Genomic DNA, 15,217 nt, shown 5'->3' with positions numbered 1-15,217 from the left:
AGCTGGGGGAAATCGAAGCGCGGCTGGTGCAGCAGGCATCCGTGCGAGAAGCCTTCGTCATGGCCCATGACGGCGAGAACGGCCAGCAACTGGTGGCCTATATCGTGCCCAGCGACGCCGCGATGGCCGTGGCCGGCGAGGCCCAGACGGCCTTGCGCGAAAGCATCAAGACGGCGCTGAAAGAGCATGTGCCGGACTACATGGTGCCGGCCTACCTGTTGTTCCTCGAAGCGCTGCCGCTGACACCGAACGGCAAGCTCGATCGCAAGGCCCTACCCAAGGTCGACGCCCAGCAGATGCAGCAGGTCTATGTGGCGCCGCAGAGCGAACTGGAGCAGCAGATCGCGACGATCTGGGCCGATGTGCTGAAGCTTGAGCAGGTCGGTGCGACCGATAACTTCTTTGAGCTGGGTGGCGATTCGATCATCTCGATCCAGGTGGTCAGCCGCGCCCGGCAGGCGGGCATTCGCTTTACCCCGCGGGACCTGTTCCAGTACCAGACGGTGCAGGGGCTGGCGGCTGTGGCCGAGCAGGGCGAGGGCGGGGTGCAGATCGACCAGGGCCCGGTGCGGGGCGCGACGGCGCTGCTACCGGTGCAGCAGTGGTTCTTCGAGTCGTCCATGAGCGAACGTCATCACTGGAACCAGTCGGTACTGCTCAAGCCGGCCCAGCCTCTGCACGCCGAGGTGGTGGAAAACGCCTTGCAGGCGTTGTGGCTGCAGCATGATGCCCTGCGTTTGCAGTTCAGCCAGGAGGCGGACGGCTGGTCGGCGCGTTTTGCCGATGCCCGCCAGCGACCGGAACTGCTCTGGCAGGTCACGGTGGACAGCGCGCAGGCCATGGAGGCGTCGGCGAGCGAGGCGCAGCGCAGCCTGAACCTGCAGGAGGGGCCGCTGCTGCGGGCCGTGCTGTTCAGCCTGGAGGATGGCAGCCAGCGCCTGTTGCTGGTGATCCACCACCTGGTGGTGGACGGCGTGTCCTGGCGGATCCTGCTTGAGGACCTGCAGCAGGCCCACGCTCAATTGAGCGCCGGCCAGCCCCTGGCGTTGCCGGCCAAGACCAGCTCGACCCAGGCCTGGGCCGAGCAGATGCAGGCCTATGCCCAAGGAGCGGCGCTGCAGGAGGAACTTCATTACTGGCAGTCCCAGTTGCAGGGCGTCGAGGCGAACCTGCCGGTCGATCACCCGATCACCGCGTTGCAGAACCAGCATGCCAGCAGCCTCAGTACCCGCCTGGACAAGGCCCATACCCAGCGCCTGCTGCAGGATGCCCCTGCGGCCTATCGCACCCAGATCAACGATTTGCTGCTGACCGCCCTGGCCCGGGTCATCACCCGCTGGACCGGCGAGGCCAGTGCCCTGGTGCAACTGGAAGGGCACGGCCGCGAAGACCTGTTTGACAGCATCGATCTGACCCGCACCGTGGGCTGGTTCACCAGCATGTTCCCGGTGAAGCTGACGCCCCAGGCTTCCCTGGCCGATTCGATCAAGTTCATCAAAGAACAACTGCGGGCGGTGCCGAACAAGGGCATCGGCTTCGGTGCCTTGCGTTACCTGGGGGATGCCCAGGCCCAGCAGGCCCTTGCAGCCCTGGCCGTGCCGCGCATCACGTTCAACTACCTGGGCCAGTTCGACGCCAGCTTCGACGAGCAGGATTCCCTGTTCAAGCCCACCGGTGAAGCCAAGGGCGACGACCAGAGCCCGCAGGCTCCGCTGAGCAACTGGCTGAGCCTGGATGGCCAGGTCTATGGTGGCGAACTGAGCCTGAGCTGGACCTTCAGCCAACAGATGTTCGATGTCGCCACCATCCAGCGCTTGGCCGACGACTATGCCGAGGAACTCAAGGCGCTGGTGGCGCATTGCTGTGCACCGCAGCAGGCGGGCGCGACGCCTTCGGACTTCCCGCTGGCGGGCCTGGACCAGCAGCAACTGGATCGCCTGCCGGTGGCGATGGCTTCTGTCGAAGACCTCTACCCCCTGTCGCCGATGCAGCAGGGCATGCTGTTCCATACCCTCTACGAGCAGGCGGCGGGCGACTACATCAATCAACTGCGGGTAGACGTGGACGGCCTTGATCCGCTGCGCTTCCAGCAGGCCTGGCAGGCGGCCATCGATCGGCATGACATCCTGCGCACCGGCTTTATCTGGCAGGGCGAGGTGTCGACGCCGCTGCAAGTGGTGCACAAGCACATTGCCCTGGATTGCACCGAACATGACTGGCGCGGCCTGCCGCAGCAGCAGGAAGCCCTGGATACCCTGGCCACCGCCGAGCGCCAGCGTGGCTTCGAGCTGGATGCCGTGCCCTTGTTGCGCCTGACCCTGGTGCGTATCGACGAGCAGCGCTACCACCTGATCTACACCAACCATCACATCCTGATGGACGGCTGGAGCAACTCGCAGTTGCTCGGCGAAGTGCTGCAACGTTATGCCGGTCAGTTGCCCAGCCACGCTCCGGGCCGCTACCGGGACTACATCGCCTGGCTGCAACGCCAGGATGCCCAGGCCTGTGAAAGCTTCTGGAAAGAACAACTGCAGACACTGGATGAACCGACCCGCCTGACCCAGGCGCTGTCCCGGGTCGCGGACATTCCGGCCGGCACCGGTCACGGCAAGCATCATCGCGAGCTGGATCTGGCACAGACGGCCCGCCTTGGCGAATTTGCCCGGCAGCAGAAGGTCACGGTCAATACCCTGGTGCAGGCGGCGTGGCTGCTATTGCTGCAACGTTGCACCGGGCAGGAAAGCGTGGTGTTCGGCGCCACGGTGGCGGGGCGTCCGGCGGAGCTCAAGGGCATAGAGCAGCAGGTGGGCTTGTTCATCAACACCTTGCCGGTGGTGGCCACGCCACGCCCGGACATGACCGTGAGCCAGTGGTTGCAGGCGGTGCAGAACCGCAACCTGGCGCTGCGCGACTATGAGTACACGCCGCTGTACGAAGTGCAGCGCTGGGCCGGGCTGGGCGGGGATGCGCTGTTCGACAACATCCTGGTGTTCGAGAACTACCCGGTGTCCGAAGCCCTGGAAAAAGGTGCTCCGGCGCAACTGCGCTTTGGCGCTGTGGGTAACCACGAGCAGACCAACTACCCCCTGACGGTCGCGGTCAACCTGGGGGCGAGCCTGTCGTTCGAGTTCATCTATGCCCGTGAATCCTTCTCTGAACCTTCGATGGTGCAGTTGGGCGGGCACTTGCAGGGCCTGTTGCTGAGCCTGATGGACCATGCGCAAACCGGGCTGGGTGAGTTGCCATTGCTGACCCAGGACGAGCAGCGCCGCATTCGCCAGGACTGGGACCACACCGATGTGCTCTACCCGACCCAGCGTTTTGTCCATCAGCTGTTTGCCGATCAGGTGGCCAAGGCCCCGGATGCGCCGGCGGTGTTTTTCGCCGAGCAGCGCCTGAGCTATCGCGAGCTGGATACGCAAGCCAACCAACTGGCGCACAAGCTGATCGAACTGGGAGTGGGCCCGGAAGTGCGGGTGGCCATCGCCATGCCGCGCTGCGCGGAAATCATGGTGGCCTTCCTGGCCGTGCTCAAGGCTGGTGGGGTTTATGTGCCGCTGGATATCGAGTACCCCCAGGACCGTCTGCGCTACATGATGCAAGACAGCGGCGCGTGGCTGCTGCTGACCCAGAGCCATCTGTTGGATCGCTTGCCGATTCCTGAAGGTCTGCCGACCCTCAGCGTCGAAGGCGCGGCTGATTTTGCGGCTTACCCGGTGATCAGCCCGCAGGTGGAACTGGCCGAGGAAAACCTCGCCTATGTGATCTACACCTCCGGTTCCACCGGCCTGCCCAAGGGCGTGGCGGTGTCCCACGGCCCGCTGGCCATGCACAGTTTGGCCACTGGCGAGCGCTATGAAATGAGCCCGGCGGATTGCGAGCTGCACTTCATGTCCTTCGCCTTCGACGGCTCCCACGAAGGCTGGATGCACCCGCTGATCTACGGCGCCAGTGTGCTGATCCGCGACGATAGTTTGTGGTCGCCGGAATTCACCTACGAGCAGATGCATCGCTACGGCGTCACGGTGGGGGTGTTCCCGCCGGTTTATCTGCAACAACTGGCAGTGCACGCCGAGCGCGACGGCAATCCGCCAGCGGTGCGGGTGTATTGCTTCGGCGGCGATGCAGTGCCCCAGGCCAGTTACGATCTGGCGTGGCGAGTGCTGCGGCCCAAGTACATCTTCAACGGCTATGGCCCGACCGAGACGGTGGTTACGCCGTTGATCTGGAAGGCCCGTGCCGGCGATCCGTGCGATGCGGCCTATGCGCCCATCGGCAATATCGTCGGCAATCGCAGCGCTTACGTGGCCGATGCCAACCTCAACCTGTTGCCGGTTGGCGTGGCCGGCGAGCTGTACCTGGGTGGCCTGGGCGTGGCCCGGGGTTACCTGGATCGTCCAGGGCTGACGGCCGAGCGTTTTATCCCTGACCCCTACAGCACCACCGGGGCGCGGCTGTACCGCAGCGGCGACCTGACCCGCTATCGCACCGATGGCTTGGTGGAGTACGTGGGCCGTGTCGACCATCAGGTGAAGGTGCGGGGTTTCCGTATCGAGCTGGGCGAAATCGAAGCGCGCTTGCTGGAGCAGGACCCGGTATTGGAAGTGGCGGTGATCGCCCAGCCCGGGCCGAGCGGCCAACAGCTGGTGGGCTATATCGTGCCGGTGGATGCCGAGGTGGCGTTGAGCAACGAGCGTCAGGCGCCGTTGCGCGAAAGCATCAAGGCGCGCCTGCGCGAGAGCCTGCCGGACTACATGGTGCCGACTTATTTGCTGTTCCTCGAAGCGCTGCCGCTGACACCCAACGGCAAGCTGGACCGCAAGTCGCTGCCCAAAGTCGATGCGCAGTTGATGCAGCAGACCTACGTGGCGCCGCAAAACGACCTGGAACAACGGATCGCCGCGATCTGGGCCGATGTGCTGAAGCTTGAGCAGGTGGGCGTTACCGACAACTTCTTCGAGCTGGGCGGCGACTCGATCATCTCGATCCAGGTGGTCAGCCGCGTCCGTCAGGCCGGTATCCGTTTCACCCCCAAGGACCTGTTTCAGCACCAGACGGTGCAGGGGCTGGCGACGGTGGCGGAGCAGGGCGAGGGCGGCTTGCAGATCGACCAGGGCCCGGTGCGTGGCGAAATGGCGCTGCTGCCGATCCAGCAGTGGTTCTTTGACACCCCGGTGCCGGAGCGTCACCACTGGAACCAGTCGGTGCTGCTCAAGCCGTTGCAGGCGCTGCAAGCGCTGAGCCTGGAAAATGCATTGCAGGCCCTGACGGTGCAGCACGATGCCCTGCGCCTGCGCTTTAGTGAACATCAAGGCGCCTGGAGCGCAGCCTTTGCCGACGCCGAGCAGCAGGCGCCATTGCTGTGGCAGGCCAGCGTGGCCGATACCCAGGCCTTGCAGCAGTTTGCCGAGCAGGCCCAGCGCAGCCTCAACCTGCAGGACGGTCCGTTGTTGCGCGGTGTGCTGTTCACCCTGGCCGACCAGAGCCAGCGCCTGTTGCTGATCGTTCATCACCTGGTGGTGGATGGGGTGTCCTGGCGGATTCTCCTGGAGGACCTGCAAGCCCTGCTGGGCAATCAGGCGCTGCCGGCCAAGTCCAGCTCGACCCAAGCCTGGGCCGGGCAGTTGCAAGCCTATGCCAACAGTGCGGCGCTGCAGCAGGAACTGGGGTACTGGCAGGCGCAACTGCAGGGCGTCGAGTCGAACCTGCCCTGTGACCATGGCCACGAAGGGCTGCAGAACCAGCACGCCAGCAGTGTCGAGACCCGCTTGAGCAAACGCGATACCCAGCGCTTGCTGCAGGATGCGCCGGCAGCCTATCGCACCCAGATCAACGACCTGCTACTCACCGCCCTGGCCCGGGTCATCACCCGCTGGACCGGTGAACGCAGCGCCCTGGTGCAACTGGAAGGCCACGGCCGCGAAGAGCTGTTCGACAGCATCGACCTGAGCCGCACTGTGGGTTGGTTCACCAGCGTGTTCCCGGTGAAGCTGACGCCACAGCCGGCCCTGGCCGATTCGATCAAGCACATCAAGGAACAGCTGCGGGCCGTGCCGAACAAGGGCATCGGTTTTGGTGCCCTGCGTTACCTGGGGGATGCGAATGCACAGGCAACCCTCGGTGCCTTGGCCGTGCCGCGCATCACCTTCAACTACCTGGGGCAGTTCGACGGCAGTTTCAATGACCCGCAGGCCCTGTTTGCCCCGGCCAACGAGGCCAAGGGCGACGACCAGAGCCCGCAAGCCCCGCTGGGCAACTGGCTGACCCTCAATGGCCAGGTCTACGGCGGTGAGCTGAGCCTGGGCTGGAACTTCAGCCGAGCGATGTTCGATACCGCCACCATCCAGCACCTGGCGGACGACTACGCCCGGGAGCTGCAGGCGCTGATCGAGCACTGCAGCCAGCCCGAGCAGCGTGGCGCCACGCCGTCGGACTTCCTGTTGGCCGGCCTGAGCCAGCAGCAGCTGGATCGCCTGCCGGTGTCGCTGGCTGCGGTGGAAGACCTCTACCCCTTGTCGCCGATGCAGCAGGGCATGCTGTTCCATACCCTCTACCAGGAGGAGGGCAGCGACTACATCAACCAGTTGCGGGTGGACGTGGATGGGCTCGACCCCGAGCGCTTCCGCCAGGCCTGGCAGGCGACTGTCGAGCGCCATGACATCCTGCGCAGCGGTTTCCTCTGGCAGGGCGAACTGCCGACCCCCATCCAGGTGGTGTACAAGCAGGTCAGCCTGGAGTGTGTCGAGCATGACTGGCGTTCGACGCAGCAGTCCCCGCACGCCCTGGATGCCCTGGCGGCGGCCGAGCGGCAACGGGGCTTCGATCTGGTCGCAGCACCGCTGTTGCGCCTGACCCTGGTGCGCACCGGCGAACAGCGCTACCACCTGATCTACACCAACCACCACATCCTGATGGATGGTTGGAGTAACGCGCAGCTACTCGGCGAGGTGTTGCAACGTTATGCCGGTCAACTGCCGCAACACCTGACTGGGCGCTACCGCGACTACATCGCCTGGCTGCAACGCCAGGATGCAACCCTCAGTGAGCATTTCTGGAAGCAGCAACTGCAGGGACTGGAGGAGCCGACCCGTCTGGCCCAGGCCATTGCCTCTGGCACGCAGGCGCTGTCGGAGAAGGGCCATGCCAGTCATGGCTGTACCCTGGATGAGGTGCAGACCCGCCGCTTGAGCGAGTTCGCCCGCCAGCAGAAAGTCACGGTCAACACTCTGGTGCAAGCTGCGTGGCTTGTACTGCTGCAACGCTGCACCGGGCAGGACACCGTGGTGTTCGGTGCCACCGTGTCCGGGCGCCCGGCGGAACTCAAGGGCGTGGAGCAGCAGATCGGGCTGTTCATCAACACCTTGCCGGTGGTGGCCGCGCCACGTCCGGAACTGGCGCTGGGCGATTGGCTGCAGGTGGTACAGGAACGCAACCTGGCCCTGCGCGACTTCGAACACACCCCGTTGTATGACGTGCAACGTTGGGCCGGTCTGGGAGCCGATGCGTTGTTCGACAACATCCTGGTGTTCGAGAACTACCCGGTGTCCGAAGCCCTGGAGAAAGGCTCGCCAGCGCAGCTGCAATTTGGCGCGGTGGGCAATCATGAACAGACCAACTACCCGCTGACCCTGTCGGTGTTCGTCGCTGAACGGCTGTCGTTCGACTACGGCTATTCGTGCCAGCACTTCAGCGCCGCAGTGATCCGGCAACTGGCCGAGGGCCTGCAACAGCTGCTGTTGGCCATGATCGGCAACCCCGAACAGTGCCTGGGGGAACTATCGCTGCTCAGCGATGGGCAAAGGGCTGCGGTTGAACAGGAGTGCCGCCAGGCGGCCGGGCAAGTGGGCCGCGACCTGAATATTCACCAATTGATCGAAGCCCAGGCCGAACGTACCCCGGATGCGGTGGCGCTGCTGTGTGCCGGCGAACAACTGAGCTATGGCCAGTTCAACCAGCGGGCCAACCAGTTGGCCCATAAGCTGATCGAGCAGGGCGTTGGTCCGGATGTGCGGGTGGGCATCGCCGTGGAGCGCGGGCTGGACATGATCGTGGGCCTGCTGGCGGTGCTCAAGGCCGGCGGCGCCTACGTGCCGCTGGACCCTGAATATCCTCAGGAGCGCCTGCACTACATGATGCAGGACAGCGGCATTGAGCTGCTGTTGACCCAGGCGCCGCTGCTGGAGCGTTTGCAGGATGGCCGCGCGGTGCCGTACCTGTGCCTGGACCAGGACTGTGCCTGGCTGGCCGGCACGGATCCGGGCAATCCGCCCGCGCGCGCTGCCACAGACAACCTGGCGTATGTGATGTACACCTCTGGCTCCACCGGCCGGCCCAAGGGCGTGGGCATCACCCATAACGCCCTGAGCCAGCACGCCCGGGCCACCGCTCGCTACTTCAACATGACGGCTGCCGATCGCGGCCTGCAGTTCTCCACCTTCAACTTCGATGCCTTTGTCGAACAGCTGTACCCGGCGCTGATCTGTGGCGCCTCGGTGGTGATTCGCGGCAAGGAGCTGTGGGACAGCGAGACCTTCTACCGCGAGCTGATCGAGCAGGGCATCAGCATCGTCGACCTGAGCACCGCCTACTGGTTCATGCTGGGCAAGGACTTCGCCGCCAAGGGCCGCCGCGACTTCGGTCGCCTGCGCCAGCTCAACCTGGGGGGCGAGGCCATGCCGGCCGAAGGCGTGGCCGCCTGGAAACAGGCCGGTCTGGATCAGGTCTGCCTGCTCAATACCTACGGGCCGACCGAGGCCACGGTGAGTGTCAGCGCCCATGACTGCGGCGCCTACCTGACGGGTGCCGAGCCGATGCCAGCGGTGATTCCGCTGGGCAAGGCCCTGCCGGGTCGTTCCATCTACCTGCTGGACAACAGCGGCAACCTGCCGCTCAACGGGGTGATTGGCGAGCTGATGATTGGTGGCGACCTGCTGGCCCGGGGTTACCACAACCGTCCGGGCCTGACCGCCGAGCGCTTCATACCCGACCCGTTCAGCTGCGACGGCGGGCGCCTGTACCGCTCCGGCGACCTGGCCCATTATGACGCCCAGGGCGTGATCGAGTACGCCGGGCGCATCGACCATCAGGTGAAGATCCGCGGTTTCCGTATCGAAATGGGCGAGATCGAAGCGCGTCTGCTGGAGCTGCCTCAGGTGCGCGAGGCGATCGTGCTGGCCCAGGACGGGGCGAGCGGGCCGCAGTTGGTGGCTTATGTGGTGGCCGCCGCGGATGTACCGACTGATACCCCCCAAGCCCAGGCGTCGTTGCGCGAGCAGGTGACCGCGGCCCTCAAGCAGGCGCTGCCGGACTACATGCTGCCGGCGCACCTGCTGTTTCTCGAAGCCCTGCCGTTGAGTCCCAACGGCAAGCTGGATCGCAAGGCCCTGCCCAAGGCCGATGCCAGTCTGTTGCAGCATGCCTACATCGCCCCACAGAGCGAGCTGCAACGGCAGGTCGCGGCGATCTGGGCCCAGGTGCTGGGTATCGAGCAGGTGGGCCTGGACGACAACTTCTTCGAACTGGGCGGCCATTCCCTGGATGCCTTGCGCCTGATCGGCGCCCTGAATCAGGCACTGGCTGTGCAACTGGGCATCAATGCCCTGTTCACGGCGCCGACGGTAGGGCAACTGGCTGACGTGATCGCGGCCGGTCAGGCCGACAGCGTGCAGAACGTCATCGCCCTGGGCGGCTCCGGCCAACCGCTGTTCTGCTTCCACCCGGCGGGGGGCAGCGTGTACGGCTATCTGCCGCTGGCCGCGCAGTTGCGCGAGCATTGCGCGGTGTATGGCGTGCTGCACCATGCCTACTTGCAAGCCGATTGGAGCGAGGCTTCATGGCTGGCGATGATTCAGCGCTATGTCGCCGGCATCCGTCAGGTGCAGCCGAGCGGCCCTTACTATCTGGCGGGCTGGTCCTTGGGGGGCTCGATTGCCATGGACGTGGCCAGCGAACTGGAGGCCGCGGGCGAGGCGGTGCGATTCCTCGGCCTGCTCGACCCGACACCGCCTCAGGGCGCCGTGGATGAACAGGTACAGCAACAGGAGGCGCCGGTTTCGGTGACGGCCGAGTCCGAGTGGCAGGTGATCATCGACAAGCTCTGCCTGCTATTCCCGGGCAGCGCCGGGCTGATCGACAGCCGCTTGCGGCGGGAAGCCGAGCTGAACTGGCAAAGCATCCATGACTGGGTGGCTGAGCATATCGCCCTGGCGCCCGGCGAACTGGATCGGGTGGTGGGGCTGTTCAAGGCCGAGTTCGACGCTTCGCTGGTCAGCGCCGTGTTCAATGACCTGAGCGCATTGTCTGCGGCCTATGCCTATCGTCCATTGCAGGTAGCGCCGCGGTTGTGGTGGTCCAGCGATTATGCCCGGGAGCGGATCCAGGTCCTGGAGCAGGACATTGGTCGCCAGGTGCAGAGCGGCGAGATAGCTGCTTCCTGCCGCATCGAAGTCCGTCATGAAGCCATGGTGGACAGCACTGTCTTGCTGGAGAGTTTCAGAGAGCAATTGCTGACTTGCTTGAACTGAGTGGCCAGCAAAGGCCTGGACCGGCAACGGTCCAGGCCTTTGTCGTTTTTGTCACAAGGTAAACAACGTCCGCCATTGCCCAGTAGAAGCTGGCCTGCCAGCGAAGGTCGGCAGGCTCGGAGAACGTTTTCGCCGGCAAGCGGGCTCCTGCCAAGCTGTAGGCGGGAGAGGAGGGGAGTTCATCGCGTTGCAGGAGCGGGCCTGACAGCGAAGGTGGGCAGGCCCGGAGAACGCTTTCGCCGGCAAGCCGGCTCCTGCGCAGTTGTAGGTGGGAGAGGAGGGTAATTCATTGGGTTGCAGGAGCTGGCCTGATAGCGAAGGTGGGCAGGCCCGGAGAACGCCTTCGCCGGCAAGCCGGCTCCTACACGGGGGGACGGTGTTTCAGAGAGACCAGCTGACCGTGACCATGGCGTTGCGCGGGTCGCCGTAGAGGCTGGTGCCGTAGTCGGTGTTGGTGCCGATGCTCTGGTAGTAGCGCTTGTCGAACAGGTTGTTGACGTTGAGACGGACGTTGACGTTTTCCGAGGCCTTGTAGCTGGTCATCAGGTCCACCAGGGCGTAGGACTTCTGTTCGATGCGGTAGTCGAAGGTGCTCAGGTAGTCGTTGGTGCCCTTGTTGTAGATGGTGTTCTGGCCATAGACGCCGCCACCGATGGTCCAGCGGTTCAGGTCGCCGGGCAGTTGGTAGGTGGTGAAGGCCTTGAACACGCTACGCGGGATGTCGGTGTCGAACAGGCGGCCGACGTTGGCCTGGTTGGAGTCCTTGGTGTACTTGACCGAGGCATAGGTGTAGCCCGCCCCCAGTTCCCAGCCCGGGGCCAGGGTGCCGTTGATCTCCAGCTCGATACCTTCGCTGCGGACCTGGCCTGCAGCTTCGTAACAGGTGCTTCCTACTGGGGTGCACTGGTTGGGGTTGAGTGCCTTGGCGCGGTTTTCCTGGTCGATACGGAAGATCGCCGCGCTGGCGTTCAGGCTGCCATCGAAGTATTCGCCCTTGATGCCCAGTTCGTAGTTCTTGCCTTCGATGGGCTTCAGAGCGCTATTGGAGGCGTCGAGCTCGGTCTGCGGCTTGAAGATGTCGGTGTAGCTGACATAGACCGAGTGGTTCTGGTCCAGGTCATAGATGGCCCCGGCATAGCGGGTCAGGTGGCGTGTCACCTTGTTGGGCAGGCTGGAGGCCGACGGCTTGCCGTTCCAGGTGGTGGTCACGTCGTAGTCGTACCAGTCCAGGCGTCCGCCAAGGATCAGCTTCAGGTCGTCGGTGATGCTCAGGCGAGTGGTGACGTAGGTACCTTCCAGCTGGCTGGTGCGGCGTTGTGTCCAGGGGTTGGCGCTCATGTCCGGCTTGGGAATGCCGCTGGGCTTGTAGATGTTGGTGTGGGTCTCGAGATCGATGGGCAGGCCTTTGCCCTTGAACGTCAGGTCGCGCCGGCTGGCGCCCACCACCAGTTCGTGGGTGCGCCCGAACAGGGAGAAGGGACCGGTGACGTAGCCGTCGTAGCTGTTTTGCTGGTCTTCGTAGTCGTAGCGACCGATGTTCTGGCCGAATTCATCGTAGTTGGCGCCCATGCGCTCCGGGATGGAGCCGAGCATGTTCAGGTCCGACCAGCTCTTGCTGGCGGACAGGAGCATCTTCCAGCTGTTGGCGAAACGGTACTCCAGGCGGCTGAATGCCGTGGTGTTGTTCTGATCCCAGTATTCCCATTTGCTGCCCAGGTAGCTTGAGCGCTTGAGGTGCAGGTCGCTGCCGTCGGCGGCAACCGGCAGGCCGCCCCATGACGTATTGTTCTTGCCGCTCTGGTTGGAGACGCCAAAGGTGAAGGTGGTGTCTTCGTTCAGATCGGCTTCGGTGATGCCGTAGAACACCGAACGCTCGGAACTGACGAAGTCCTGGAAGCTGCCCTTGCTCTGGTAGGCGGTGACCACCCGGCCGCGCAGGGTGCCACTTTCATTGAGGGCGTTGGAGGCGTCGATCTCGGTGCGATAGTTGTCCCAGCTGCCGGCGCTGCCGGTGACGGTGACCCGCGGGGTGGCGGTCGGGCGCTTGCGTACCATGTTGATCGCGGCCGACGGGTTACCCGCGCCCTGCATCATCCCGGTGGCGCCACGCACCACTTCCACATGGTCGAAGATCGCCATGTCGGCCGAGGAGTTCATGTCCCGGCTCAGGTAGTGGGACAAGTCGTTGGGCAAGCCGTCGGTCATCAGGTTTTCGACGGCAAAGCCACGGGAATAGAAGGTCGGTCGCTGCGGACCGTCCTTGGTGATGGAAATCCCGGGGGTGGCCTTGAGCACGTCCTCCAGGGATTTCATGTTCTGGTCGTCCATGCGCTGGCGGGTGATGACCGTGACCGACTGCGGGGTTTCCCGGGCCGTCAGGGCCAGCTTGCTGGCGGTCTGCATGGCGCCGGTGGTGTAGGAGCCGGTGTCCTCGGTGGTGCTGTCCAGGCCCTGGCCGCTGATGGTGGTGGTTCCCAGCTCCAGCGCGCCATTGTTCCCCTGATTGCGGATGGTGAGCGAGTTGTCCATGAGGGTGTAGGCCACCCCGGTGCCATTGAGCATGGCTGCGATCGCCCGCTCCGGTGAATAGTTGCCGCTGAGGGCGTTGCTGCGCTTGCCCTGAACGTCGTCCGGGTTGTAGAGCACTTGCATATTGGCCTGACGCCCGAACTCCTGCAGGGCCGCCGCCATGGACTGCGAGGCGATGTTGAAGTGGATCTCCTGGGCCTGGACTTGCGCCATCAGTGGCAGGGTCAGGGCCAGGCCCAGGGAGCGCGAAGCCAGTTTTGGCGAGAACGCCTGACGCAGCAGCGCTTTCGTCAGGGGAGGCAGTCGGTGATGTGTGGGCATGCTCATGTGCTCTTTTAGGTCCGGCAGATGTAATGATTGTTAATGCTAGTAATTCTCAATTCTGTCTGTATGACGCATCAGCAGCCATAAACCGGAAACAATCACGCCGGTTGCAGTTCGCTCAGGACTCGTCCGGCCTTCATGCGCACCAATTGATCGGCAATGTCGAAGTAGCGATCGTCGTGGCTGATGACGATGATGGTCTTGCCCAGGCGCTTGAGATCGGGCAGCAGCTCGGTATAGAAAATCCGCCGGAAGGCCGGATCCTGGTCGGCGGCCCATTCGTCGAACACCAGCACCGGGCGCTCTTCCAGCCAGGCATTGACCAGGGCCAGGCGCTTGCGCTGGCCGGTGGACAGGTCGGTGGTGGTGAAGGCGCCATCCCTGACACTGACCTTGTGGGCGATCTCCAGGCGGTTCAGGTACTGAGTGGCGACGTCCAGCGACTTGCCCGCATTGCCCTGGACCAGGTCGTCGAACAGGAAGTAGTCGGCGAACACGGTAGTGAACAACTGGCGGTAGTCGTCGCGAGCCTGGTCGGTGACCGCCTGGCCATTGAGACGGATTTCTCCGGATTCTGGCGGGTACAGGCCCAGCAGCAGCTTGATCAGGGTGGTCTTGCCACAGCCGTTCTCGCCGACGATGAAGACGATGTCGCCCTGCTTGATGTTCAGGTTGATCGGACCCAGGTGGAACGGTTCGCTACCTTCCACCGGCGGTGGGCTGTAGCGCACTTCGCGCAGCTCCAGGCTGTGCACCAGCGCTTGCGGGGCTTCGCTGTCGTCCATCAAAAGGTGCGGCTCGGGCGAGGAGAAGCGCTCGGACAGTTCGCTGATCCGGGTGAAGGCGATCCTGGCCTTGCCGACGATGGGCAGGTAGCCGACCACGTGCTCCAGGGGGCCCTTCATGTACAGCAGCACCAGTACGAAGCCGGTGATCACTGCCGGGTCGGGGTTGGGGTAGTAGGCCTGCATCGCCAGGGCCAGGCCGATGACCACGAAGAACAGCATCGAGCCGAAGCTCTTGGCCAGGATGTAGATGTTCACCGAGCGCACCTGGATATCGCTGATGCGGTCGGCGGTTTTCTGGATACGCTGGGTGTTCATGCGAAAGCGCCGCGGCCGGTGGATACGCAGTTCCTTGGCGCCGGAGGCGATCGCGTTGTAGTAGCGCTGCAGCTCGTCCTCGTGGTCGCGGGCCTCATCGAAGCCCTTGATGCCCTTGCCACCGGCCACCAGTTGCACACTGGTGCCGATGATGATGGCCACCACCATCATCAGGAACATCGGTACCGAGAGGTACGCCAGGTAGCCCAGGCAGCCCAGGGTCACGGTGGTGGCGATGGCCAGGGGGGTGAAGGCGAAGGAGAAGTCGCTGATGGTGTCGACGTCATGGGTCAGCACCGGGATCAGGCGATGGGAACGATAGCGTTCGATCTGGGTGATGGGCGCCGAGAGGACCTTTTCCCCCAGGTCCTTGCGCAGGGCGGCAATGATCCGCTGGCCCACATAGTTGGTGCCGATATCCGAGACGATGGAGCTGGTCAGCGCCAGCACACACAGGGCGGCGAAGGTCAGGACCACGCCCTGGGTCATGCCGGTCGCCGAGTGCAGGGCGTTGTTGATGGTGGCCAGCAACAGGGTGATGGCCAGGCCGCCGGCCATGCCCAGGGCGACGGAGATCACCACGATGGTGCGAAAGGGCCTGAGCAATGCGAGCAGACCGTTGAAGGCGCCGCGCTTGGGGTCGGTCATAAGTGCTTCCCGGAGAGTGGATAGAGGGTCGTTGCACGCAGACCCTTACCCCTGACAAACGAAGCGTCGGCGCGAGTATTTAGCTCGGCC

Annotated in this window: 3 protein-coding genes; 1 reads left to right on the top strand and 2 read right to left on the bottom strand. The window is 64.2% G+C overall.

Annotated elements, in window-relative coordinates:
• Window positions 1–10,523 (top strand): non-ribosomal peptide synthetase (locus DNK59_RS23250; RefSeq protein ID WP_110724788.1); only part of this gene is annotated, 10,523 nt, incomplete at its 5' end.
• 381 nt (window positions 10,524–10,904) lie between these two features.
• On the opposite strand, the gene DNK59_RS23245 is transcribed toward DNK59_RS23250, so the two are convergent.
• Together DNK59_RS23245 and DNK59_RS23240 are read right to left on the bottom strand one after the other, a co-directional pair.
• Window positions 10,905–13,379: a TonB-dependent receptor gene (locus DNK59_RS23245; protein ID WP_110724787.1), complete on the bottom strand. Its 2,475-nt coding sequence runs from the start codon at window positions 13,377–13,379 to the stop codon at window positions 10,905–10,907.
• Window positions 13,380–13,474: 95 nt separating this feature from the next.
• Window positions 13,475–15,127: a cyclic peptide export ABC transporter gene (locus DNK59_RS23240; protein WP_110724786.1), complete on the bottom strand. Its 1,653-nt coding sequence runs from the start codon at window positions 15,125–15,127 to the stop codon at window positions 13,475–13,477.
• Window positions 15,128–15,217: the final 90 nt, after the last annotated feature.

The sequence above is a fragment of the Pseudomonas sp. TKO26 genome (assembly GCF_003225665.1).
Taxonomy (GTDB): domain Bacteria; phylum Pseudomonadota; class Gammaproteobacteria; order Pseudomonadales; family Pseudomonadaceae; genus Aquipseudomonas; species Aquipseudomonas saponiphila.
The sequence above is the reverse complement of the archived record's forward strand: the minus strand, read 5'-3'. Positions and strand labels throughout refer to the sequence as shown.